The organism is Nonomuraea sp. NPDC049419 (genome assembly GCF_040676995.1).
In the GTDB taxonomy this organism is placed as follows: Bacteria; Actinomycetota; Actinomycetes; order Streptosporangiales; family Streptosporangiaceae; genus Nonomuraea; species Nonomuraea salmonea.
Genome location: NZ_JBFAQB010000006.1, coordinates 386,432 through 406,138 on the forward strand (window position 1 = coordinate 386,432; position 19,707 = coordinate 406,138).

At 72.6% G+C, this 19,707-nt stretch carries 23 protein-coding genes; 12 read left to right on the plus strand and 11 right to left on the minus strand.

The window, feature by feature from the left end; all coding sequences use genetic code 11:
- Nucleotides 1-5: 5 nt before the first annotated feature.
- Entirely contained in the window at nt 6-749 is a 744-nt protein-coding gene (locus AB0K12_RS21490; RefSeq protein ID WP_364563967.1) for an ABC transporter ATP-binding protein, read from the plus strand.
- A gap of 4 nt (nt 750-753) precedes the next feature.
- Here AB0K12_RS21490 and AB0K12_RS21495 read toward each other — a convergent pair whose 3' ends face one another.
- Together AB0K12_RS21495 and AB0K12_RS21500 are read right to left on the minus strand one after the other, a co-directional pair.
- A complete protein-coding gene (locus tag AB0K12_RS21495) occupies nt 754-2,784 on the minus strand; it encodes a SpoIIE family protein phosphatase (protein WP_364563705.1) in 2,031 nt (676 codons plus the stop codon).
- A gap of 81 nt (nt 2,785-2,865) precedes the next feature.
- Entirely contained in the window at nt 2,866-3,582 is a 717-nt protein-coding gene (locus AB0K12_RS21500) for an SDR family NAD(P)-dependent oxidoreductase (RefSeq protein WP_364563708.1), read from the minus strand.
- A 91-nt stretch (nt 3,583-3,673) separates the two neighbouring features.
- On the opposite strand from AB0K12_RS21500, the gene AB0K12_RS21505 reads away from it, so the two are divergent.
- Both AB0K12_RS21505 and AB0K12_RS21510 read left to right on the plus strand, forming a co-directional pair.
- Nucleotides 3,674-4,297 carry a helix-turn-helix domain-containing protein gene (locus AB0K12_RS21505; protein ID WP_364563710.1) on the plus strand — a complete coding sequence of 208 codons (624 nt, stop codon included), beginning with the start codon at nt 3,674-3,676 and terminating at the stop codon, nt 4,295-4,297.
- Nucleotides 4,298-4,456: 159 nt separating this feature from the next.
- Nucleotides 4,457-5,260, plus strand: a complete 804-nt coding sequence (locus tag AB0K12_RS21510) for an IclR family transcriptional regulator C-terminal domain-containing protein (RefSeq protein ID WP_364563713.1) — start codon at nt 4,457-4,459, stop codon at nt 5,258-5,260.
- A gap of 88 nt (nt 5,261-5,348) precedes the next feature.
- On the opposite strand, the gene AB0K12_RS21515 is transcribed toward AB0K12_RS21510, so the two are convergent.
- Genes AB0K12_RS21515 through AB0K12_RS21535 form a run of 5 tightly spaced genes read right to left on the minus strand, consistent with a single transcriptional unit; the run spans nt 5,349 to nt 9,525 of the window.
- Nucleotides 5,349-6,305 (minus strand): zinc-binding alcohol dehydrogenase family protein, encoded by a 957-nt coding sequence (locus tag AB0K12_RS21515; protein ID WP_364563716.1) that lies wholly within the window; start codon nt 6,303-6,305, stop codon nt 5,349-5,351.
- Nucleotides 6,305-6,667 (minus strand): hypothetical protein, encoded by a 363-nt coding sequence (locus AB0K12_RS21520; protein WP_345404520.1) that lies wholly within the window; start codon nt 6,665-6,667, stop codon nt 6,305-6,307. The genes AB0K12_RS21515 and AB0K12_RS21520 overlap by 1 nt, the downstream gene beginning before the upstream one ends.
- A complete protein-coding gene (locus AB0K12_RS21525) occupies nt 6,664-7,530 on the minus strand; it encodes an extradiol ring-cleavage dioxygenase (RefSeq protein WP_364563720.1) in 867 nt (288 codons plus the stop codon). The genes AB0K12_RS21520 and AB0K12_RS21525 overlap by 4 nt, the downstream gene beginning before the upstream one ends.
- Nucleotides 7,523-8,332 (minus strand): citryl-CoA lyase, encoded by an 810-nt coding sequence (locus AB0K12_RS21530; protein WP_364563723.1) that lies wholly within the window; start codon nt 8,330-8,332, stop codon nt 7,523-7,525. Before AB0K12_RS21530 ends, AB0K12_RS21525 begins: the two co-directional genes overlap by 8 nt.
- On the minus strand, nt 8,329-9,525 hold the full coding sequence (locus AB0K12_RS21535; protein ID WP_364563725.1) for a CoA transferase: 1,197 nt from the start codon (nt 9,523-9,525) through the stop codon (nt 8,329-8,331). The genes AB0K12_RS21530 and AB0K12_RS21535 overlap by 4 nt, the downstream gene beginning before the upstream one ends.
- A 204-nt stretch (nt 9,526-9,729) precedes the next feature.
- On the opposite strand from AB0K12_RS21535, the gene AB0K12_RS21540 reads away from it, so the two are divergent.
- On the plus strand, nt 9,730-11,163 hold the full coding sequence (locus AB0K12_RS21540) for an amidohydrolase family protein (protein ID WP_364563727.1): 1,434 nt from the start codon (nt 9,730-9,732) through the stop codon (nt 11,161-11,163).
- Nucleotides 11,164-11,205: 42 nt separating this feature from the next.
- Here the strand turns inward: AB0K12_RS21540 and AB0K12_RS21545 are convergent, their stop codons facing one another.
- The gene (locus tag AB0K12_RS21545; protein ID WP_364563729.1) at nt 11,206-12,201 is read right to left on the minus strand and encodes a helix-turn-helix domain-containing protein; all 996 of its coding nucleotides are present in this window, start codon (nt 12,199-12,201) and stop codon (nt 11,206-11,208) included.
- Nucleotides 12,202-12,379: 178 nt separating this feature from the next.
- Between AB0K12_RS21545 and AB0K12_RS21550 the strand changes: the two genes are divergently transcribed.
- The 3 genes from AB0K12_RS21550 to AB0K12_RS21560 all read left to right on the plus strand — a co-directional run bounded on the left by AB0K12_RS21550 (nt 12,380) and on the right by AB0K12_RS21560 (nt 13,906).
- Nucleotides 12,380-13,021, plus strand: coding sequence for a DJ-1/PfpI family protein (locus AB0K12_RS21550; RefSeq protein ID WP_364563731.1), 642 nt, complete (start codon nt 12,380-12,382; stop codon nt 13,019-13,021).
- Nucleotides 13,022-13,187: 166 nt separating this feature from the next.
- A complete protein-coding gene (locus tag AB0K12_RS21555) occupies nt 13,188-13,634 on the plus strand; it encodes a hypothetical protein (protein WP_364563734.1) in 447 nt (148 codons plus the stop codon).
- A gap of 2 nt (nt 13,635-13,636) precedes the next feature.
- Nucleotides 13,637-13,906, plus strand: coding sequence for a hypothetical protein (locus tag AB0K12_RS21560; protein WP_364563737.1), 270 nt, complete (start codon nt 13,637-13,639; stop codon nt 13,904-13,906).
- Here the strand turns inward: AB0K12_RS21560 and AB0K12_RS21565 are convergent.
- Nucleotides 13,894-14,277: a tautomerase family protein gene (locus AB0K12_RS21565; protein WP_364563740.1), complete on the minus strand. Its 384-nt coding sequence runs from the start codon at nt 14,275-14,277 to the stop codon at nt 13,894-13,896. The genes AB0K12_RS21560 and AB0K12_RS21565 overlap by 13 nt on opposite strands.
- Between AB0K12_RS21565 and AB0K12_RS21570 the strand changes: the two genes are divergently transcribed.
- The 3 genes from AB0K12_RS21570 (at nt 14,276) to AB0K12_RS21580 (ending at nt 15,999) form a co-directional block, all read left to right on the plus strand.
- Entirely contained in the window at nt 14,276-14,542 is a 267-nt protein-coding gene (locus AB0K12_RS21570; RefSeq protein ID WP_364563743.1) for a hypothetical protein, read from the plus strand. The genes AB0K12_RS21565 and AB0K12_RS21570 overlap by 2 nt on opposite strands.
- Before the next feature lie 81 nt (nt 14,543-14,623).
- On the plus strand, nt 14,624-15,124 hold the full coding sequence (locus tag AB0K12_RS21575; RefSeq protein ID WP_364563746.1) for an AAA family ATPase: 501 nt from the start codon (nt 14,624-14,626) through the stop codon (nt 15,122-15,124).
- A gap of 56 nt (nt 15,125-15,180) precedes the next feature.
- Complete coding sequence (locus tag AB0K12_RS21580) at nt 15,181-15,999, plus strand: SAM-dependent methyltransferase (protein ID WP_364563749.1); 819 nt, start codon at nt 15,181-15,183, stop codon at nt 15,997-15,999.
- Nucleotides 16,000-16,151: 152 nt separating this feature from the next.
- On the opposite strand, the gene AB0K12_RS21585 is transcribed toward AB0K12_RS21580, so the two are convergent.
- Nucleotides 16,152-17,144 (minus strand): hypothetical protein, encoded by a 993-nt coding sequence (locus AB0K12_RS21585; protein ID WP_364563752.1) that lies wholly within the window; start codon nt 17,142-17,144, stop codon nt 16,152-16,154.
- Nucleotides 17,145-17,345: 201 nt separating this feature from the next.
- On the minus strand, nt 17,346-17,909 hold the full coding sequence (locus AB0K12_RS21590; RefSeq protein WP_364563755.1) for a dihydrofolate reductase family protein: 564 nt from the start codon (nt 17,907-17,909) through the stop codon (nt 17,346-17,348).
- A 128-nt stretch (nt 17,910-18,037) separates the two neighbouring features.
- Between AB0K12_RS21590 and AB0K12_RS21595 the strand changes: the two genes are divergently transcribed.
- Both AB0K12_RS21595 and AB0K12_RS21600 read left to right on the plus strand, forming a co-directional pair.
- Complete coding sequence (locus AB0K12_RS21595; protein ID WP_364563758.1) at nt 18,038-18,490, plus strand: MarR family transcriptional regulator; 453 nt, start codon at nt 18,038-18,040, stop codon at nt 18,488-18,490.
- Nucleotides 18,487-19,707 carry an epoxide hydrolase gene (locus tag AB0K12_RS21600; protein ID WP_364563761.1) on the plus strand — a complete coding sequence of 407 codons (1,221 nt, stop codon included), beginning with the start codon at nt 18,487-18,489 and terminating at the stop codon, nt 19,705-19,707. The genes AB0K12_RS21595 and AB0K12_RS21600 overlap by 4 nt, the downstream gene beginning before the upstream one ends.

Here is a 19,707-nt window from a genome sequence, read left to right on the forward strand (position 1 = left end):
CGATCATGGAGGCGCGGGACGTCGGCTACGCCTACCGGGGCGGGGCGGCGGTGCTGTCCGGGGTGTCGGTCGAGGTGTCGCGCGGGCGCAACCTGGCGATCGTCGGTGAGTCTGGCGCGGGCAAGACGACGCTGCTGCGGCTGCTGCTCGGCCTGGCGCGGCCGACGTCGGGGCAGGTGCTGTTCGACGGGCGGCCGGTGACGTCCACGCGGGACAGGGAGTTCCGGCGGGCCGTGCAGCCGGTGTTCCAGGACCCGTACTCGTCGCTGGACCCCCGCCAGCGCGTGCGCAGGATCGTCTCGGAGCCGCTGCGGGCGCTGCGTGCCTGCCCGCGCGACGAGATCGGCGACCGGGTGACGGAGGCGCTGCGAGCAGTCGGCCTGCCCGCCGACGCGGCCGAGCGGTACCCGCACGAGTTCTCCGGCGGGCAGCGGCAGCGGGTCGCGATCGCCAGGGCCATCGTGTGCGAGCCCCGGGTGCTGCTGGCCGACGAGCCGGTCAGCGCGCTGGACGTGTCGACCCGGGTGCGGGTGGTGGAGCTGCTGAAACAGCTCAGCGCCGACCGCGACCTGACGGTCGTGATGGTCTCGCACGACCTGGCCGTGGTGGCCGCGCTGTGCCAGGAGATCGCGGTCATCGAGAAGGGCTCGATCGCCGAACGCGGCGCCGCCTCCGACGTGCTGGGCGCGCCGTCGCATCCGTACACGCGGCGGCTGGTGGAGAGCGTGCCGAGACTGAGCAGGTACTGACGCCTCAGCGGTCGGGCGGCAGGCGCAGCGCGATGACCGCGATGTCGTCGAGCCCGGTCGTCGGCAGGCCGCTGAGCACCTGGTCACAGAAGCGTTCCACGGGGCAGCGGGCGAGCGAGCCGGCCAGGCGGCGCAGCCGTTCGAGCCCGTCGTCGAGGTTCTCGCCGGGCCGCTCGATGAGGCCGTCGGTGTAGAAGAGCACCGTGGAGCCGGGCGGCAGCGGCTCGACCGTGGAGCGGCAGCCGTCCTCGTTGGGGATGCCGAGCAGCGGGTTGACACAGCTCTCCAGGAAGCGGCCGGTGCCGTCCTCGGTGACGAGCAGCGGCGGCGGGTGGCCGGCGACCGCGTAGTTGAGCTGGTGGCGGCCGCCGTACTCCTCGATCCTGGCCAGCGCGCAGGTGGCCGTCACCTCGTACGAGAGCGAGCCCATGGCGATGTTGAGCCGGGTGAGGATCTCCCCCGGCGGCTCGCACCGGTCCATGGCGAGGGCCCGCAGCATGTTGCGGAGCTGGCTCATGGTGACGGCGGCGCCGAGGTCGTGGCCGGCGACGTCGCCGATGGCCATGACGGGGACGCCGTCCGGGAGGATGAACGAGTCGTACCAGTCGCCGCCGATCTCGGCCGCGGCCGGGCTGGCCCGGTAGCGGGCCTCGAAGCGCAGGCCGGCCAGCCTCGGCGGCGCGGCGAGCAGGCTGTGCTGCAGGGCCAGCGCGATCTGCTGGGTGCGCTGGAAGCGGATGGCGCTGCTGAGCGCGTCGTGCGCGTGGTCGAACATGCGGCTCAGCAGCGCGGCGTCCGTCCGGCTGATCGGCGGGCGGTCGCCGCAGGTCATCAGCGTCACGACGACCGGGACCACGCCGTCCACCACGACGGGCAGCACGAGCACGCTGTTGGCCTTGTTCGCCACCATCCACTGCTGGGACCAGGACGGCGCGAGGCCGGGCGGCGGGCAGCCGGGCGGGAACCTCCTCGCCAGCGGACGCCGCCGCCGCGCCGCCTGCACGAGCGCGTTGTCCGGCGGCAACCGCTCCTCGCTGTACGGCGGCAGCCGGTGCAGCCCCTGCCGGGCGGCTGTGGCGACCCGCTCGACCACGAACGGCGCTCCGCCGTGCTGCTCGCCGGTGAGGTCGGTGACGAGGTGCACCCCGCAGCCGTCGGCGATCTCCGGCACGATGACGGCGGCGACCGCGCCGAGCATCTCCTCCAGGTTGGTCAGGTCTGCCGTGGCCGCGGCGGCGCGGTCGAGCAGCTGCTGGGCCCGCTGCTCCTGCCACTGCTGCTCGACGTCGGCGCAGGTGCCCACCCACTCGACCAGCCGGCCGTGCTCCTTGATGGGCACACCTTTGACCTCGAAGTGCCGGTAGGAGCCGTCGGCGGTGCGCAGCCGGCAGGCGTGCTCCCACACCTCCATCGTGGCGACGGCGTTCTCCCAGGTCGCCACCGTGGCCTCGCGGTCGTCGGGGTGCACCATCTTCAGCCAGCCGCGCCCCTGGTAGTCCTCCCACGGCTGTCCCGTCACCCGCTCCCAGCTCGCGCTGTGCTCGATGACGTCCCCGGTGGGCCCGGCCACCCAGAAGATCTGCGCGCTGACCTGCATGAGGCTCTGGTAGCGGCGCAGGATGTGGCTGCGCTCGTTGGCGAGGGCCTGCACCTGCTGGGCGACCGTGATCTGGTCGGTGACCTCCATCGTGACCACCAGCACGCCGCGCTCGACCGCCCCGAACGACAGCCGCGACAGACTGGAGGTGAAGAACCGGTCCTCCTCGTCGGTGCTGGCCGGCGCGGCGGTGAGCACGACCGGCTCGCCGGTGGCGTAGACCTGGTCGAACAGCTCGCGGTACTGTTGCCGGTAATCGTCGGCGAACAACTTGGGCAGCGGCGAGCCGATCGGGCGTTGGCCGAACTGCGCCCGGTAGGTGGCGTTGGTGTAGACGAGCTGATGATTCGCCCCTCGCGTCACCGCCACGCCGACGGGTGCCGGGTCCAGCACGTCGAACGACAGCCCGCTGGTTTCGCGATCACACTCATCCCCCATCGTGACCTCCCCCGATGGCCACATCTCCCCTCATGCCTACCCGTGTCGGGACCGCGCGGAACGCCGTTCTCGCCGGTCTCGTCAAAGGGCGTTGAAGGTCTCTTCCGCGCGGTCCCGCTTCGTGAACAGCTCCCAGGCCACCCCGGCGATGACGTCCGGGTCGAGGGTGTGACCGCTCAGGCCGCCGAAGCGCTCAGGGGCGGCGGCGATCTGCCGGTGGATGTCGCCGCGCTCGACCACCCCGCCGATCGTCAGGCTCCCGGCGTAGACGCCCTGCGGGGCCAGGGCGGCGTTGAGCGTCAGCGCATACGTGCGCAGCGCCGCGGCGGCCGGTGCCAGCGCACCGAGCGGCGGCATGGGCAGGACGGCGCTGAGCCCGCCGGCGTACAGCAGCCCGCCCTCGCCCCTTTCCACCATGCCGGGCAGTACGTGGCCGGTGACGTCGACGGCCGCGTACGCGATGGCCATCGCCTGCCTGACGTCGTCGGAGGTGGTCTCGGTGATCGGCTCCGGCACCCGGCTGACGTCGGTGGCGCCGGGGCCGTAGTAGAGCAGGTCGATCGGGCCGAACCTGGCGGTGATCTCGTCGAGGGCCGCCAGGACGCGCTCGCGGTCGTACACGTCGGCGGCGAAGGCGGCGGCCTCGACGCCCACTTCGGTGAGGGCGGCGACGTGAACGGGGTGGCGGTCGGGTGAGCGGGAGATCAGGGCGACGGCGTAGCCCTCCCTGCCGAAGCGGTGGGCCATGGACATGCCGAGGCCGGGGCCGGCTCCGATGACGACGGCGGTCTTGCGCACGGTTCCTCCAGAAGAAGTTGAGGGGTTCCTCAAGTTGGGCCGACCGTATCATGAAACTTGAGGGTTGGCTCATCTTCGTATGATGGGAGGCATGGCAGCCGGACCCAAGCCGCTGCGGTCTGATGCCGCGCGCAACCGCGACAAGCTCCTGGCCGCGGCCACCGAGATCTTCGCCGACCGCGGCATCGACGCTCCTCTCGAACACATCGCCCGCCGCGCCGGCGTCAGCATCGGCACCCTCTACAACCACTTCCCCACCCGCGAGGCGCTGCTGGCGGAGGTCCTGCCGCAGCAGCTCGCCGCGCTCGAGCGCATCTCCGCCGACGCCATGGCCGAGCCCGACCCGTGGGACGGGTTCGTGGTGTTCCTGGAGGGGTTGTTCACCCTGCAGTCGCAGGACCAGATGCTCAACGACGCGCTGACCCAGGGCTTCACGCTGGCCACCGACGTGAGCCAGGCGTGCCACCAGGGCTCTCTCGACGCCGAGCGGATCATCGCGCGGGCCCAGGGAGCCGGGCGACTGCGTGCCGACTTCACCATGGCCGACCTGGTCACCCTGATCTGGGCGATGTCGCAGGTCATCCGCGAGTCGATGGACAGCGCGCCGGGCACCTGGCGGCGCGTGCTGTCCTTCTTCCTCGACGGGCTGCGCGCCGAGGCCGCCCATCCGCTGCTGCCCGGAGCGCCCTCCGTTGTGACGGACAACCGTCCGTAGAACGACCGCTTGGCAACGCCGGCGTCACTTCCCCCGTACGCTGGACCTTGTCAGCGCGGCTGGCGCAGGCACCGTTATGCTCACTCCGGCCGCCGCTGTGCGGACATCCGGCCGCGACGGTCTAGAGTCGGGTCCTGCGGGACCCAGAGAGGCGTTTCCATGGCACGTGCTGACACCGGCCCCGACTTCATCGAGGCGCTCGCACGCGGCCTCGACGTCATCAGGGTGTTCCAGCCGGGCCGGCCGGTCATGTCGCTGACCGAGGTGGCCACCGCCGCCGGGCTCGCCAGGCCCACCGCCCGCCGCATCCTGCTCACCCTGCAGGAGCTGGGGTACGCCCGCAGCGAGCCGCGCGGCTACGCGCTGACGCCGCGCGTGCTGGAGCTGGGCGTCTCCTACGTGCGGTCGATGGGGCTGTGGGAGGTGGCGAGGCCGCACATGGAGCGGCTGGTGGAGCAGACGCGCGAGTCCTGCTCCATCGCCCAGCTCGACGGCTCCGACATCGTGTACGTCGCCCGCGTCGCCGTCCCCAAGATCGTCGCGCTGTCGGTGCAGATCGGCACCCGCTTTCCCGCGCTGCAGACGTCGCTCGGCAAGGTGCTGCTGGCCGCGCTGCCGCCCGAGGAGGTCGATCGGGTGCTGGCCGAGCCCAGCCGCTCCGGCGTCGAGCCGCGCTGGCGTCCCGGCGTGACCGAGCGGGACGCCGCGCTGCGCGAGGTCAGGGCCAAAGGGTGGGCGCTGACCGACGAGGAGTTGGCGCTCGGTATCCGCAGCGTGGCGGCGCCGCTGCGCGACGGGCTCGGCAACGTGATCGCCGCCATCAACGTCAACGCCCACGCCGCCGAGACCTCGGTCGAGCGCCTGGCCGAAGGGCACCTGCCGTTGCTCCTCAAGACGGCCGGCGCGATCAGCGCCGACTGGGCCGCCTACGAAGGCGTCCCCCACGCCACCATGACCTCCTAGGCGCCCGCCCGCCGGGCCGGCCTGACCTGAGGGTGAGGGCCGCCCCGGCGGTGGCGTCGGGGTGTGGGCCGGTCCGGGCGGCCACCTGTCAGGGTGGGGTGAGGACGAGGCGGCCGGTGGTCGTTCCCGCGCTCTGGCGTTCCCAGGCCGAGGCGACCTCCTCCAGCGGCACCGCCTCGTGGTCCACGTGGAGCCGGCCCGATGCCGCCAGCTCCGCGACCTTCGCCACGGCGGCGGCCCGCTGTTCGCTGGTCAGCTCGTTGTTGGTGTAGCCGAGCAGGCGCAACGAGCGGCTGCGCAGCGTGGAGGAGTCGAGCGGGGAGGTCTCGCCGGCCGAGCCGCCCAGGTTGACCAGGCGCCCGTGCGGGCGGAGCACGCGGAGAGCGGCGGCGGCCGGAGCGCCGAAGAGGGGATCGAGGACCAGGTCGAGCGGGCCGTCGCAGGCGGCAGACAGGCGGTGGGCCAGCTCGGCCACGTCGTCGGTGTCGAGCGTGACGACGGCGTCCGCGCCGGCCTTCCCGGCGCGTTCCCGCCCGGCGGCCGAGCGGGCGGCGGCCACGACCCGGCGCGCGCCGGCGACCCGGGCGAGCTGGACGGCGGCCTGCCCGACCACGCCGCCCGCACCCAGCACCAGCACCTGCTCCCCGGCGGCCAGCTCGCCGCGCCAGGTCAGCGCCTGGTACGCGGCCACCGCCGACAGCCCGAGCGCCGCCACGGCGACGGGCTCTGCGTCACCGGGCAGCTCGACGAGGTCGCCGGCGGGCACGCAGGCCAGCTCCGCCATGCTCCCGTCGCCCGGCGCCATCCCGGCCGGCGTGGGGAACCACACCAGCCGCCCGTCCACCGTCCCGACCCCCTGCACGCCGGGGACGTACGGCGTCGCGGGTGCCCCGAAGTAGGAGGTCCCGCCCGCGCACAGCAGGTCGAGCGGCGTGATCGGCGCGGCGAGCACCCGCACGAGCAGCTCCCCCGCCCCCGGCGAGGGGTCGGGCCGGTCGGCCGGACGCGGCGGCCGGCCGCACGTGTCGATCTGCGCGGCCCGCATCAGGTGGCGATGTCCGGATACGGCAGCTGGTGGTGCGCGAGCCGCCGCGCGTACTCCAGCTGGAAGCCCAGCGGCTCGCTGTAGTCGCGCTCGAACATCGCGATGAACAGCGTCAAGGTGAGGAACGGATGCGCGCCCAGCTCGAACAGCTTGGGGTAGTCGTGGCCGGCCAGCGCCTCACGTTCGGCGTCGTCGAAGCGCAGCCACGTGGACGACTCTCCGGAGTGGCAGCCGAGAATGCGGTTGGCGTACTCGGCCTCCCACCACTCGACGGTGGCGCGGGGCTGCTCGCGGTAGCGCTCGACCAGCTCGGGGTCACGATCGACGGTGAAGAGGAACTTGTTCAGCAGGTACTTGCTCATGCGCGGCCGCCTCCGTTCGGGTACCAGGTGAAGTACGCCTCCATGGTGTGGAACAGGTCGTAGGTGTCCACGTAGTCGGCCTTGCGGCCCTCCCCGGCGACCCCCATCATCAGCATGAAGTCCATGAAGCCGTGGGTGGCGTTGCCCGGGTTCCACAGGCTGTCCAGGGTGACCTCCGACAGGCAGCCCTCGATGTCGCCGGTGGAGATCCACTCGACGGCCTTGCGGTCGAACTCGGGGTCGGGCCCGTGCGGGCCGAACTGGCGAGGGCCGCCCAGCTCCAGCGACAGGTGCCCGGTGCCGATGACCGCCACCCGCTGGTTGCCCGGCCACGACTCGACCAGCTCGCGGATGGCCTGGCCGAGCTGGATGAAGCGCTTCGGCTGCGGCAGCGGCGGGGCGAAGATGTTGGTGTAGACGGGCACGATCGGCAGGTCGTTCTGCGGGCGCAGGGTGATGATCGGGCACGTGATGGAGTGGTCGATCCGCAACTCGTTGGAGAAGGCGAGGTCGAAGCCCATGTCCATGCCGCCGCGCAGCAGGTGCGCCGACAGGTCCTCCTGGCCCTGGAAGAGCATGCGGGGCAGGCCGAACTCGCGTTCCTCGTTGTAGAAGTTCGCGTCGTAGAAGGGGGCCTTGCCGACCAGGAACTGCGGCATGTTGTCCAGCCAGAACTGGTGGAAGTGGTCGGAGCCGACCATGACGAGGACGTCGGGATTCGCCCGCGTCAGGGTCTCGCGGAAGGCTTCGACCTTGCGTACCCACTCGTCGGCGAACGGCGGCCGGTCCTCCCCGGTCGAGGTGGAGGCGCGGTAGTAGAACGGGTGGTGGGTCGACGCGATGACCGCGACGAGTTCAGCCATGCGAACCTCCATAGGGCTCGGGGTCGATGGGCCGGTTGTTGAGGTCCACCGACAGGAAGATGTCGTTGGCGACGGGGTTGCGCAGCTCCTCGGCGAGCTGCCCGATGAGCCCCGCGGTCCTGGCCAGCAGGGCGAACGCGCGCAGCAGCTCCAGGGGCAGGCCGAGGTCGGCGAGCGCGGCGCCGCACACCCCCGCGCCGTTGAGCGGCAGGGTGCGGCCGAGCACCTGGGGGTGCACGCGGCCGATCGCGGCGAACAGCGACAGGTGGGGGCCGTAGAGACCCTCTTCCGCGGCGATCTCGAACAGCCTGGGCGTGCGCGGATCGCCGTCCTTGTGCACGTGATGGCCGAGGCCGGGGATGAGCTTGCGTTCCTCGCGGCGGGCCCGCACGGTGCGCAGGGCGAGGGCGTCCCAGCCGGCGTCGTCGGCGGGCAGCGGGTCGCCGTGCTCCTGGATCACGTCGTTCAGGAAGCGCCCGCAGTCCTCGGTGACGCCGAGGAAGCGCGAGCCGCCGCCGAGCAGCCCCGCCGCCAGCGCCCCCTGGACGGAGTCGGGCGCCGACAGGTACGTCAGCCGCGTCACGATCGCGGTCGGCGTGAACCCGTGGTCGGCCAGGGCGGCCAGGACCGCCTCGAAGACGCGTACCTCGCCGGGCGACGGGCGGCGCTGGGTGGCCAGCCAGAACGCCAGCTCGCCGAAGCCCACCTCGCCCATGACGTCGCCGGCCAGATCCTGGCCGAGCAGGGTGATCGTCTTCAGTGACGACGCTCCGAGCGCCGTCGGGTAGTCGCGCTCGCTCACGCCCGCTCCTCCCCTTCCTCGCCGGCCCCGGTGAGCCACGCGCGGAGTTCCGCGCCGTGCTCGTCGAGCTCCGGTGGCGGAAGCGTATAGCTGACCGGCGTCTCGGAGAACCTGATGGGGTTACGGGTGGTCGGCACCGCCCGCTCGCCCTCGCCGACCTCGACCACCGGGTCCAGCCCGAACCGCTCGGCCATCGCGAACCCGCCGTCGATGGTCTGGATCGGCCCGCTCGGCACGCCGGCCTCGACCAGCAGCTCGAACCACTCGACGGCGCCCCTGGTGGCCAGCCGCTCGACGAGGATGGGGCGCAGCTCGTCGCGGTTGGCGGTGCGGTCGGCGTTGCGGGCGTAGCGCGGGTCGTCGGCGATCTCGGGGATGCCGAGCACCTCGCACAGCTTGCGGAACTGGCCGTCGTTCGCGGCGGTGACGATCAGGTCGTCGTCGGCGGTGGGCAGCGGCTCGTACGGGAACACGCTCGGGTGCGCGTTGCCCATCCGGAACGGCACCTGCCCGCCCGCCACGTACGCGGAGCTGTGGTTGACCAGCCCGGTCAGCGCCGACGACAGCAGGTTGATCTCGACGTGCTGCCCGCGCCCGGTGGCGTCGCGGTGCCGCAGCGCGGCCAGGATGCCGATGACGGCGTGGTTGCCCGCCATGACGTCGAAGACCGAGATGCCGGCCCGGTACGGCGGCCCGTCGGGCTCGCCGGTGAGGCTCATCAGGCCGGAGATGGCCTGCACCATGAGGTCGTAGCCGGGCACGCGGGCGCCCTTGCCGGAGCCGAACCCGCTGATGGAGGCGTAGACGACGCCCGGGTTGGCGGACGTGACGGCGTCGTAGTCGAGCCCGTACTTGGCCAGCCCGCCCGGCCGGAAGTTCTCGATGAGCACGTCGGCGCGCCTGGCCAGCTCCCTGGCCACCTCGGCGTCGCCCTCGTCGCGCAGGTCGAGCGCGATGGAGCGCTTGCCCCGGTTGACGCCGAGGTAGTAGGTGGACACCTCGCGCCGGGTGGGCGGCATCCAGCCGCGGGTGTCGTCCCCCTTGGGACCTTCGACCTTGACGACGTCGGCGCCCAGGTCGGCCAGCAGCATCGTGGCGTACGGGCCGGCCAGGATCCGGGAGAAGTCGGCCACCAGGACGCCGGACAGCGGCCCGCCCCCCGCCGGCCCGTTCGTTGCGGCGTCTGCTGTCATCCGGCCTTCCCTTCGTTCGATACGTTCGTTCAGCGGACACATGTCCGCAATCGGGATTCTGGCACACGTCCGCACGCCTGGGCCACAGCGGCGAGCACCCTTGACACCAGGCAGGGCGCTCGTAGAGTTACGGCAAAGTAAATGACCGTTGTGCGGACATATGTTCGCGGGGTCTGCGTTCCCGTGCCGTGAGGAGTTCCTACGATGACCGAGTTCGAGGCCGGGCGGCCCCTGGTGCTGCGCGGCGGCACCGTGCTGCCCATGGACGGCAGGCGGGTGCTGACCGAGACGGACGTGCTGGTCACCGGCGACGAGATCACCGCCGTCGGCCCCGCGCTCGAGGTGCCCGAGGGCACCGCCGAGATCAACGCCACGGGCGGCATCGTCATGCCCGGCATGATCGACACCCACCGGCACATGTGGCAGACCGCGATGCGCGGCTACGGCGCCGACTGGACGCTCACCCAGTACTTCGTCTGGTACTACCTCGAGTACGGCAAGCTGTTCAGGCCCGAGGACGTCCACGCGGGCAACACGCTGGCCGCCATCGAGGCGCTCGACGCCGGCGTCACCACCGTCGTCGACTGGTCACACGGGCTGCGCACCCCCGACCACGCCGACGCCGCCGCCGACGCGCTGCAGGCCGTGCCCGGCCGGTACGTGCTGGCGTACGGCAACATCCAGGCGCCGCCCGCCGAGTGGACCACCGCGCCCGAGTTCCGCGACTTCGTGCGCCGCCGCATCACCGGCGACGACCTGCTCGGCTTCCAGATCGCCTTCGACGTGCTCGGCGACCCGTCCTTCCCCGAGAAGCCCGCCTTCGAGGTGGCCCGCGACCTCGGCGTCAGCGTCACCACGCACGCCGGCGTCTGGGGCGCCACCAGCGACGAGGGCATCAGGCTCATGTACGAGCACGGCTTCATGACCCCCGGCACCGTCTACGTGCACGCCGCCTCCCTGTCGGCCGACTCCTACCACCGCATCGCGGCCACCGGCGGCTCCATCTCCGTCTCCACCGAGAGCGAGCAGAGCGCCGGCCAGGGCTACCCGCCCACCTGGGCGATCCGCCAGCACGGCATCCCGGTCTCGCTGTCGATGGACACCAGCGTCTGGTGGAGCGGCGACCTGTTCTCCGCCATGCGCACCACGCTCGGCGCCGACCGCTCCCGCGAGCACCTTGAGGCGCACGCCAAGGGCGAGACCGTCACGCACGCCGCGCTCCGCGCCGACCAGGTGGCGCAGTGGGCGACCAGGGGCGGCGCCGAGGCCATCGGGCGCGACGACCTCGGCGTCATCGAGCCGGGCAAGAAGGCCGACCTCGTGCTCATCAAGAACGATCACTCGCCGGTGTCGTTCCCGCTGCTCAACCCGTTCGGGCACGTGGTGTTCCAGGCTCAGCGCGGCGACGTGCACACGGTGCTGGTCAACGGGCGGGTGGTCAAGCACGAGCACCGGCTGGTCGGCATCGACCTCGCCGCCGCCCGCGCCGAGGTGGACAGGACCGTCGAGTATCTGCGCGGGGAGATGGGCGAGGAGGCGTGGGAGAAGGGCATGAACCCGGACATCCCCACGGCCGAGGTGCTCGACAACCCGTACACGTACACGGACTACCGCAGCGACGCCACCCACCGTCTCTGATCGCGCGCGTCCTCCCCCGCCGGCCCGCTGTACGGAGGTTCGCTATGCGCGGGCTCGCTGCGCGGATGCTTCTGCGGCGGCACGGGAGCTTTCCGCGCCGGCCCGGAAGGACGCGCGGTAGGTCTGCGGCGTCACGCCTGCCACCCGCTTGAACCGTTCCCTGAACGCGGTGGCCGAGCCGAACCCGGCCTGCGCCGCGATGCGCTCCACGCCGTGGTCGGTGGTCTCCAGCAGGAACTGCGCCCGCCGTACGCGGGCCCGCAGCAGCCACTGCAGCGGCGTGGTGCCGGTCTGCTCGCGGAAGCGGCGGCTGAACGTACGCTCGCTCAGCCCGCCGCGCCGCGCCATGTCGGCCGGCGTCACGTTACTGGCCAGGTTGTCCTCGATCCACGCCAGCACCGGCTCCAGCTGTGAGCCGCGCGGCACCGGCGGCTGCTCGTGCACGATGAACTGCGCCTGCCCGCCCTCGCGCTCCAGCGGCATCACCGACAGCCGGGCCGCGTCGGCGGCCACCGCCGAGCCGAAGTCGCGGCGGATCATGTGCAGGCACAGGTCGAGCCCGGCGGCGGCGCCCGCCGAGGTGAGGATCTGCCCGTTGTCGACGTAGAGCACGTCGGGTCGCACGTCCACCTGCGGGAACATCCGGGCCAGCCGGTCGGCCGCGAGCCAGTGGGTGGTCGCGCCTCGCCCGTCGAGCAGGCCCGCCGCGGCCAGCGTGAAGGCGCCCACGCAGATGGAGGCGATGCGGGTGCCGTTTCGTGCCGCCGCGCGCAGCGCGTCCAGGACGTCCTCGCCCGGCGGCGTGCCCCGCTCCGACTGGCCCGGCACCATGATCGTGTCGGCCTCGCGCAGCGCTTCCAGCCCGTGCGGCGCGCAGATCGTGAACGTCTCGGTCGCGACCTGCGGCTCCGCCGCGCACACCAGCACGCGGTACGGGCGGCGCCCGTCGGCCAGCCGCGCCCGGCCGAACGCCTCGATCGGCACGCCCAGGTCGGCCGCCACCACATGGTCCGTCGCGAGAACCGCCACCGTGTGCATGCCCGCCACCGTAGCCGAGATCCCGCCACGCATGAACGCCCAGGTCGTCCGCCTGCGCCCGGATTCGGTCCTTGGCTGACCGGTTGGCGAGAACCCGTTGGAAATTGTCGATCCAGCCACTGGGGTGCTTCCCCGCCGCCGCCCTAACGTGGGCCGCCGACGAAAGGAGCATCTCTTCATGCACGTTCACGTGGTCCTGTTCGACGGGTTCGACCCGCTCGACGCCCTCGGCCCGTACGAGGTCCTGCAAGCGGCCGCCCTCGCCGGCGGTGACGTCACGGCCGAGCTGGTCACCGCCGAAGGTCCCCGCGAGGTGCCCAGCGGCATCCCGCCCCTCACGCTGCGCGCCACCGGCACGCTCGACCCGGCCGCCGCCGACGTGGTCATCATCCCGGGCGGGGCCGGCGCGCTGTCCGGCGACGGGGAGCACACCGTGCGGGCCGTGCTCGCCCGTTCGCTGGAGACCGGCCTGCCCGCCCTCGCCAAGCAGGCGCTCGACCGGGAGGGCACGCTGGTCGCCACCGTGTGCGGCGGCTCGCTCATCCTCGCCATGGCCGGCCTCCTCACCGGCCGCCACGCCACCACCAACCACCAGGGCCTGGACGCCCTCGCCGCGACCGGCGCCCGCCCGGTGCGGGCCCGGCTGGTGGACGACGGCGACCTCGTGACGGCCGCCGGCATCACCTCAGGCGTCGACCTGGCGCTCTACCTGGTCGAACGCGAGACCGGCCCGCAGATCGCGCACGCCGTGGAAACGCTGTTCGCCCACGAACGCCGCGGCACCGCCTGGTCCCCCACCGGCCCCACCGTCGCTTGGTAAGGCCCGCCATGCCCCACACCCCACCCAAACCACTCCCCTACCCCTCGATGCCTCAGCCCCCGCACCACCCCATGCCCCTTCGCCCCCGGCAGCGGATGCTCCCGCCCTTCCCCCTTCACGAGCCGACACCACAGAGGTGCCGCGCCTTGGACGCTGGGGGCCGGCCGTGACGAAGGTGCTGTTGTCGTTGCACGTGCTGGCCGCCATCGTCGCGGTCGGGCCGGTCACGGTCGCGGCCTCCATGTTCCCGGCGGCGGTGCGGCGGGCGCACGCGGCCGGGGCGGACGCCGCCTCCATCGCCTCCGTCCGGCTGCTGCACCGGATCTGCCGCGTCTACGCCGTGCTCGGCCTGGCCGTCCCGGTGTTCGGGTTCGCCACGGCGAGCAGCCTCGGCGTCCTCACCGACGCCTGGCTGATCGTCTCGATCGGGCTCACCGCACTCGCCGCCGGGGTGCTGGCCCTGGCCGTCCTGCCGGGCCAGGAACGGCTGCTGAACGGGGTCGATGACGGTTCGACCGCCCGGCTCGGGATGGTGACCGGCGTGTTCAACCTGCTCTGGGCCGTCGTGACCGTCCTCATGATCGTCCGCCCCGGCTCCACGACGGGGGTATGACCGTGAACCGGCAACCCCTGCGCATCGCCGCCGCAGTCGAGCTCGCCACGCTGGTCGTCCTGCTGGGCAACGTGCTCACCGTGCACCTGCCCGCGATCTCGTCGCTGGCGGGGCCGGTGCACGGGTGCGCGTACCTGTTCACGGTCGTCGCCGCCGCCCGCGACCCCCGCCGTACGCTCCCCGCCACCCTCGTCGCCTGGCTGCCCGGCATCGGCGGCCTGCTCGCCCTGCGCCTGCTCGCCAGAACCCCCTTGGGGGGTCAGGGCATGTAGTGGGCGACGCCGAGCCCGAACGACCAGTCGATCGACTCGTTCTCGGTCAGCGAGACGAGCACGTTGCGCGGCTCGGTGCCGGCGTACGCGTGGGCCAGCTCGGCGATGCGCCGGTAGAGCGCCTTCTTCACCTCCGGCGTGCGGCCGGAGCGCAGGGTGATCGTGACGAACACGGCGTCGTCGTCCCGGCGCAGGTCGGGAAAGGTGCCGTACCGCATCACGCTGCGAATGCCGTCGTGCGAGGTCAGCACCTGGAACAGGTCATCGGACGGGATGCCGACGGTCTCCACCATCGCATCGTGGACGGCACGGCCGAGCGCGTCGAGCCGCTCGGGGTCGGCGCGGATCGCGTCGATGCGGACGAAGGGCATGATCGTCTTCCTCTCAGCAGAGAGCGGACCGGGTGAGCAGGCCGAGCGCGCCTTCGACGGCGGCGGCGAACACACCGGGGTCACCTGCGGCGCGGGCCGGCACGTACCCGCCCTGGAGCACGGCGACGAGGGCGGTGGCCGTGGCCGTGGGGTCGAGGCGGGCGTCGAGCTCCCCGGCCGCGCGCCCCTCTTCGAGCAGCTCGGCGATCCGCCCGGTGAGCCAGGCGAACGTCTTCTCGACCGGCCGCAGCCTGGACCAGCATGAGAACGCACGCGGGATGCGTTGAGCGAGACCTCACCTGATGCCTTCCTCTCATGGATGAACGAAATGCCTAAGATCGCTGGTGTGAACGGCACCCTGCATCTTCTCGCGGGCGCGCCCGGCGCCGGCAAGACCACGCTGCTCCCCCACCTCCTCCGCGCGGCCGATGGATTAGTGGTGATGGACATGGACGAGCTGCTGGAGGACGGGGCGCTGCTCGGGGTGCGGATCGCGGCGCCGGAGGCGGCGCCCGTCTGGCCGGCGTACGACCGTCTATGGGGGCGCGTCGTCACGATGGTGCGCCGGGCGGGGCACCACGTGCTGCTGACGTGTCCGATCCCCGATCCGGACGAACTGGCCCCTGGAGCCCGATGGGAGGCGCCGGTGCGGTGGGGTCTGCTCGACTGTCCCGACGCCGAGCGGGCCAGGCGGCTGCACGAGCGCGGTGAGCCGGAGGCCGTCGGCGGCGCGCTCGAAGACGCCGCCCAGGGCCGGGCGCTGATCCCGACGGTGTTCTCCTCGCACGGCGCCGCCCCCGCCGAGGTTGCGGCGCGGGTGCTGTGCTGGGCGCGTACGGGGTCGTGACCCCGGGATGATCTCGGGCTTATGATCCGGGCAGGCCGAGGGAAGGGCGCAGTGCGATGACCGATGAGCAGGCTCCGCCGGGCGTCGATCCGACGGTTCCGAGCGTCGCCCGGATGTACGACTACTACCTCGGCGGCAAGGACAACTTCCGCGCCGACCGTGACGCCGCCGAGCAGATCGTCGAGCTCGCCCGTGACTCAGGCGCCGACGTACGCGAGATGGCCCGCGCCAACCGGGGCTTCCTGATCCGCGCGGTGCACCACCTCGCCGCCTCCGGTGTACGGCAGTTCCTCGACATCGGCACCGGCCTGCCCACCCAGGACAACGTGCACCAGGTGGCCCGCAGGGTCTTACCTGACGCCAAGGTCGTGTACGTCGACAACGACCCGACCGTGCTGGCCCACGCCCAGGCGCTGCTCGCCGGCACCCCCGGCACGTATGTGCTGGACGGCGACGTGCGCCGGCCGGCCGGCATCCTGCGCGACGCCGCCCACCTCGACTTCGGCCGCCCCGTCGCGATCATCTTGGCCGCCGTCCTGCACTTCCTCCCGGATGACGACGAGGTGGCCGCCATCGTCGCCACGTTGCGCGACGCGCTGGTGCCCGGCGGCCACCTGGTGATCTCGCACAGCTACGTCGAGCCGGATGAGGGCCGGCCGGAGCGGATGGACGAGGCCCAGGACGTCTACCGGCGCTCGGCGTCCGGCTCGATCGCCTGGCGCGACCGCGACACCGTGCGCGGCTGGTTCGACGGGCTGGAGCTGCTGGAGCCGGGAGTGGTGCCGGTGCAGCACTGGCGCGACGACGCCCCGCACCCGGCACCTGGCCTGGACAAGGGCGGCGTCCTGGGCGCGGTCGGCCGCCTGCGCGGCTGACGCGCGCACACCGTGCGACATCTGCCCGGCGGACACGCAGCCCCGCCCTCCCCCATCTGCCCGGCAGACACGCAGGCCCGCCGTCGGCGGGACGGCGGGCCGCAGGGGGCGCGGGCGAGCCGGCCGTGGAGCAGGGCGGCGGGCCGCAAGGGTCAGTAGGCAGGGCGGTTGCGGAGGAGGTCGGTGACCGTGGGGGCGCGCATCATGTGCGGGTCGAGGAGTTCGGCGCGGCGCCGGGGGATGCCGCCGGCCAGGGCGGCCTCGGTGAGGGCGTCCTTGACCCAGCGGGCGTCCACGGGGTGCCCGTCGTCCTGCCTGATGAGCGGCTCGCCCGGGGTCCTGGACGACGACAGCGTCCGCAGCAGGGGCCTGGCCAGCGCCGGTATGGGGAAGGCGACGAGGTCGCCGCGCCCGTCGGGGACGGTGACGATGGCGGGTTCGCCGGCGGTCACCGCCCGCAGGTCCTGCAACGTGATGCCGGCCAGCGCCGCGACGGGCGCGCCTGTGGCGTCGAGCAGCGCGACGGCGGCGGCCTCTGCGGGCCTGCCGCCGGCGGCCAGCCGGGCGATGCCCTTGCGCAGCAGCCGCCGGTCTCCGGGGGTCAGCGCGGGGACGGGCCCCGGGCGTACGGCGCCGCTGCGCCACGCGAACGTGTAGAACGCCGACAGCATCGCCCGCTTCCGGGACACGGTCGCGGGTGACAGGGGTTTGCCCGGGGTGCGCACGCCGACGGCGAGGGTGCCGCTGAGCGCGCCGTCGCAGTAGGCGTCGAGGTGGGCGCCGGTGGCCGCGAGCGGCTCGAGCGCCGGGTCGGTGTCGTGGAGCCAGCGCAGGAACGCGGCCAGCACCTGCAACCTGGCCTGCCGGGTGGCCGCCGACGGCCGCTCGGTGAGCCACGCGACCACGGTGCGGCGGGTCGGCGCGGCCAGCCCGTCGACGAGATCGACGTCGGCCGCGGCCACCTCGCCGCCGTCGCCGGGCTTGCGCCGTGGCCGCAGCCCGGCGATGCGCCCCACGCTCCCGGCCCGCGCCTTACGAGCGCCGCCGTCAGAGGATGGGCCCGGCTCGCGGGACGTTAAGGACTGCGCGTGTACGCCTCCGGAGGCGCCGGGGACGGTGGCGGCGTCGTCGTGGGCTCTCGGCATGCTCAGCACTCGACCGTACCCGCCCTCACCACGACAGCGGCATGGCCGAGCAGCCCCGGCCGCGCGATGGACGTCACGGAGGAGTCGGTGGCCGTCGCGCGGGCGTCGTGAGCGCCCGGGCGGCATGAGCCAGGCAGTCCAATCATGATCTCGATCTTCTCACGGAGCGGCGCCCGGTCTTCCGCGTTCCGCCCCGGAGAATCAGTCGCGCTTGGGCTCGTAGTGCAGGGCGGTGATCCCGCACTCGAACGGCCTCGCCCCGGCGAGGCGGAAGCGCTGGTGACCGGCGACGTCGGGGAAGACGGGCAGGCCGCGTCCGATCGAGACGGGGTTGACGAACAGGTGGATCTCGTCGATGAGCCCTTCTGCGATGAGGCCGGAGGCGAGCTTGGCGCCCCCGTACGTGATGATGTCGCCGCCGGGCTGCGCCTTGAGGTCGCGGATGGCGGAGGCGAGGTCACCGCCGAGGATGGTGGCGTTGGGCCACGGCGACTCGGTGAGGGTGTTCGAGACGACGGCCTTGGGGGTGTCGTTCATCCACGCGACGGTCTCCTTGCTCTCCCCCTGGGGCTCGGCGGCCCAGGTGGGGATGAAGCCCCCGGCGAGCTCGCGGCCGAGCAGGATGCAGTCGACCGAGGAGGTCATGGCGTCGATGTAGGCGCCGACGTCGCCGCTCCAGTTGAAGTCCACCCAGTCCATCTCGCCCTGGGGGCCGCCCATGTAGCCGTCGATGGTGGTCTGGACCTGAAGTTTGAGCGTACGCATCAGGGGTCGTTCCTTTCGGTCGGTCAGTTGGCTCAATCCTGGCGGAACTGACTTACGGAACGTTTACGGCGCGCCCCACCCAGACCGTAAGGTGCCGTATTACATCGAACTTTGATATAAATGCGAGGGTGACCTCCGATCTGGACCTCGGCGAGCTGGCGACCACGATCGAGGACTTCAACGCGTACTACATCCGCCTGCCCTCGGTCCGCCGCCTCAACTTCTCGACGCTGTCGGTGCTGCACACCCTGTCACGTAAGGGCCCGCTGCGGCTGACCGACCTGACGGCGACCGAGCAGCTCAAGCAGCCCGCGCTGACCGCGCTCGTGGCCAAGCTGGAGCGCGAAGGGCTGGTGTCCCGCCGCCCCGACCCGCGTGACGGGCGCGCGGTCCTGCTGTCGCTCACGCCCGACGGCCGGCGGATCGTCGAGTCCAGGCGCGCCGACCGGGTGGAGCGCCTGCGCCGCCTGGTCGGGCAACTGGACGACGGCGACCGGGCGGCGCTCGCGGACGTCGCGCGCGTGCTGGGCCGCCTGACCGAGATCGCGGCCGGGCTGGAGGAGCGAGGAGAGCGATCATGACGAAACCGCTGGAGCCGGTGCCGCTGCACGTGCCGGACGAGGTGCTCGACGACCTGCGCCGCAGGCTGGCGGCGACCAGGTGGGCGCCCGACCCGGGCAACGAGGACGGCCGTTACGGGGTGCGCCGGGCGTACCTGGAGGAGCTGGTCGCCTACTGGGCCGACGGCTTCGACTGGCGGGCGGCCGAGCGGGCGATCAACGCCTACGAGCACTACCGGGTGGACGTCGGCGGCGTCCCGGTGCACTTCATGCGCCGGCCCGGCGCGGGCCCGGACCCGGTGCCGCTGATCCTCAGCCACGGCTGGCCATGGACGTTCTGGCACTGGTCGAAGGTCGTCGATCCGCTGGCGGACCCGGCCGCGTACGGCGGCGACCCGGCGGAGTCGTTCGACGTGATCGTGCCGTCGCTGCCGGGCTTCGGCTTCTCGACGCCGCTCACCGGACGTCCCGACATGAACTTCTGGAAGATCGCCGACGTCTGGCACGAGCTGATGACCGGCGTGCTCGGCCACGAGCGTTACGCGGCGGCGGGCTGCGACGTGGGCGCGCTGGTGACGGGGCAGCTCGGCCACAAGTACGCCGGCGAGCTGATCGCCATCCACATCGGCTCGGCGCTCAAGCTCGACTTCTTCAACGGCGACCGGGCGTGGGACTTCAGCGGCGGCGCCCCCATCCCGCCCGATCTGCCGTCCGACGTGCACGCCCGGTTCATGGAGCTGGACCGGCGCTTCGCGGTGCACCTGGCCGCGCACATGATGGCGCCGTCCACGCTGGCGCACGGCCTGGCCGACTCGCCCGCCGGGATGCTCTCCTGGATGCTCGAACGCTGGGCGAAGTGGTCGGACAACGGCGGCGACGTGGAGCGGGTGTTCAGCAAGGACGACCTGCTCACGCACGCCACCATCTACTGGGCAGGCGAGGCGATCGGCTCGTCCGTCCGCACGTACGCCAACAACAACCGCTACCCGTGGACGCCGTCGCACGACCGCCGGCCGGTGGTGGAGGCGCCGACGGGCATCACGTTCGTGAGCTACGAGAACCCGCCGGGGGTGACGACCGGCGAGCAGCGCATCCACGGGTTCCTGGAGAGCGACAGGGCGGCCTGGTACAACCACGTCGGGATCACCTGCCACGACCGCGGCGGGCACTTCATCCCATGGGAGATCCCGCAGGAGTGGGTCGCGGACCTGCGCCGTACGTTCCGCGGCCGCCGCTGA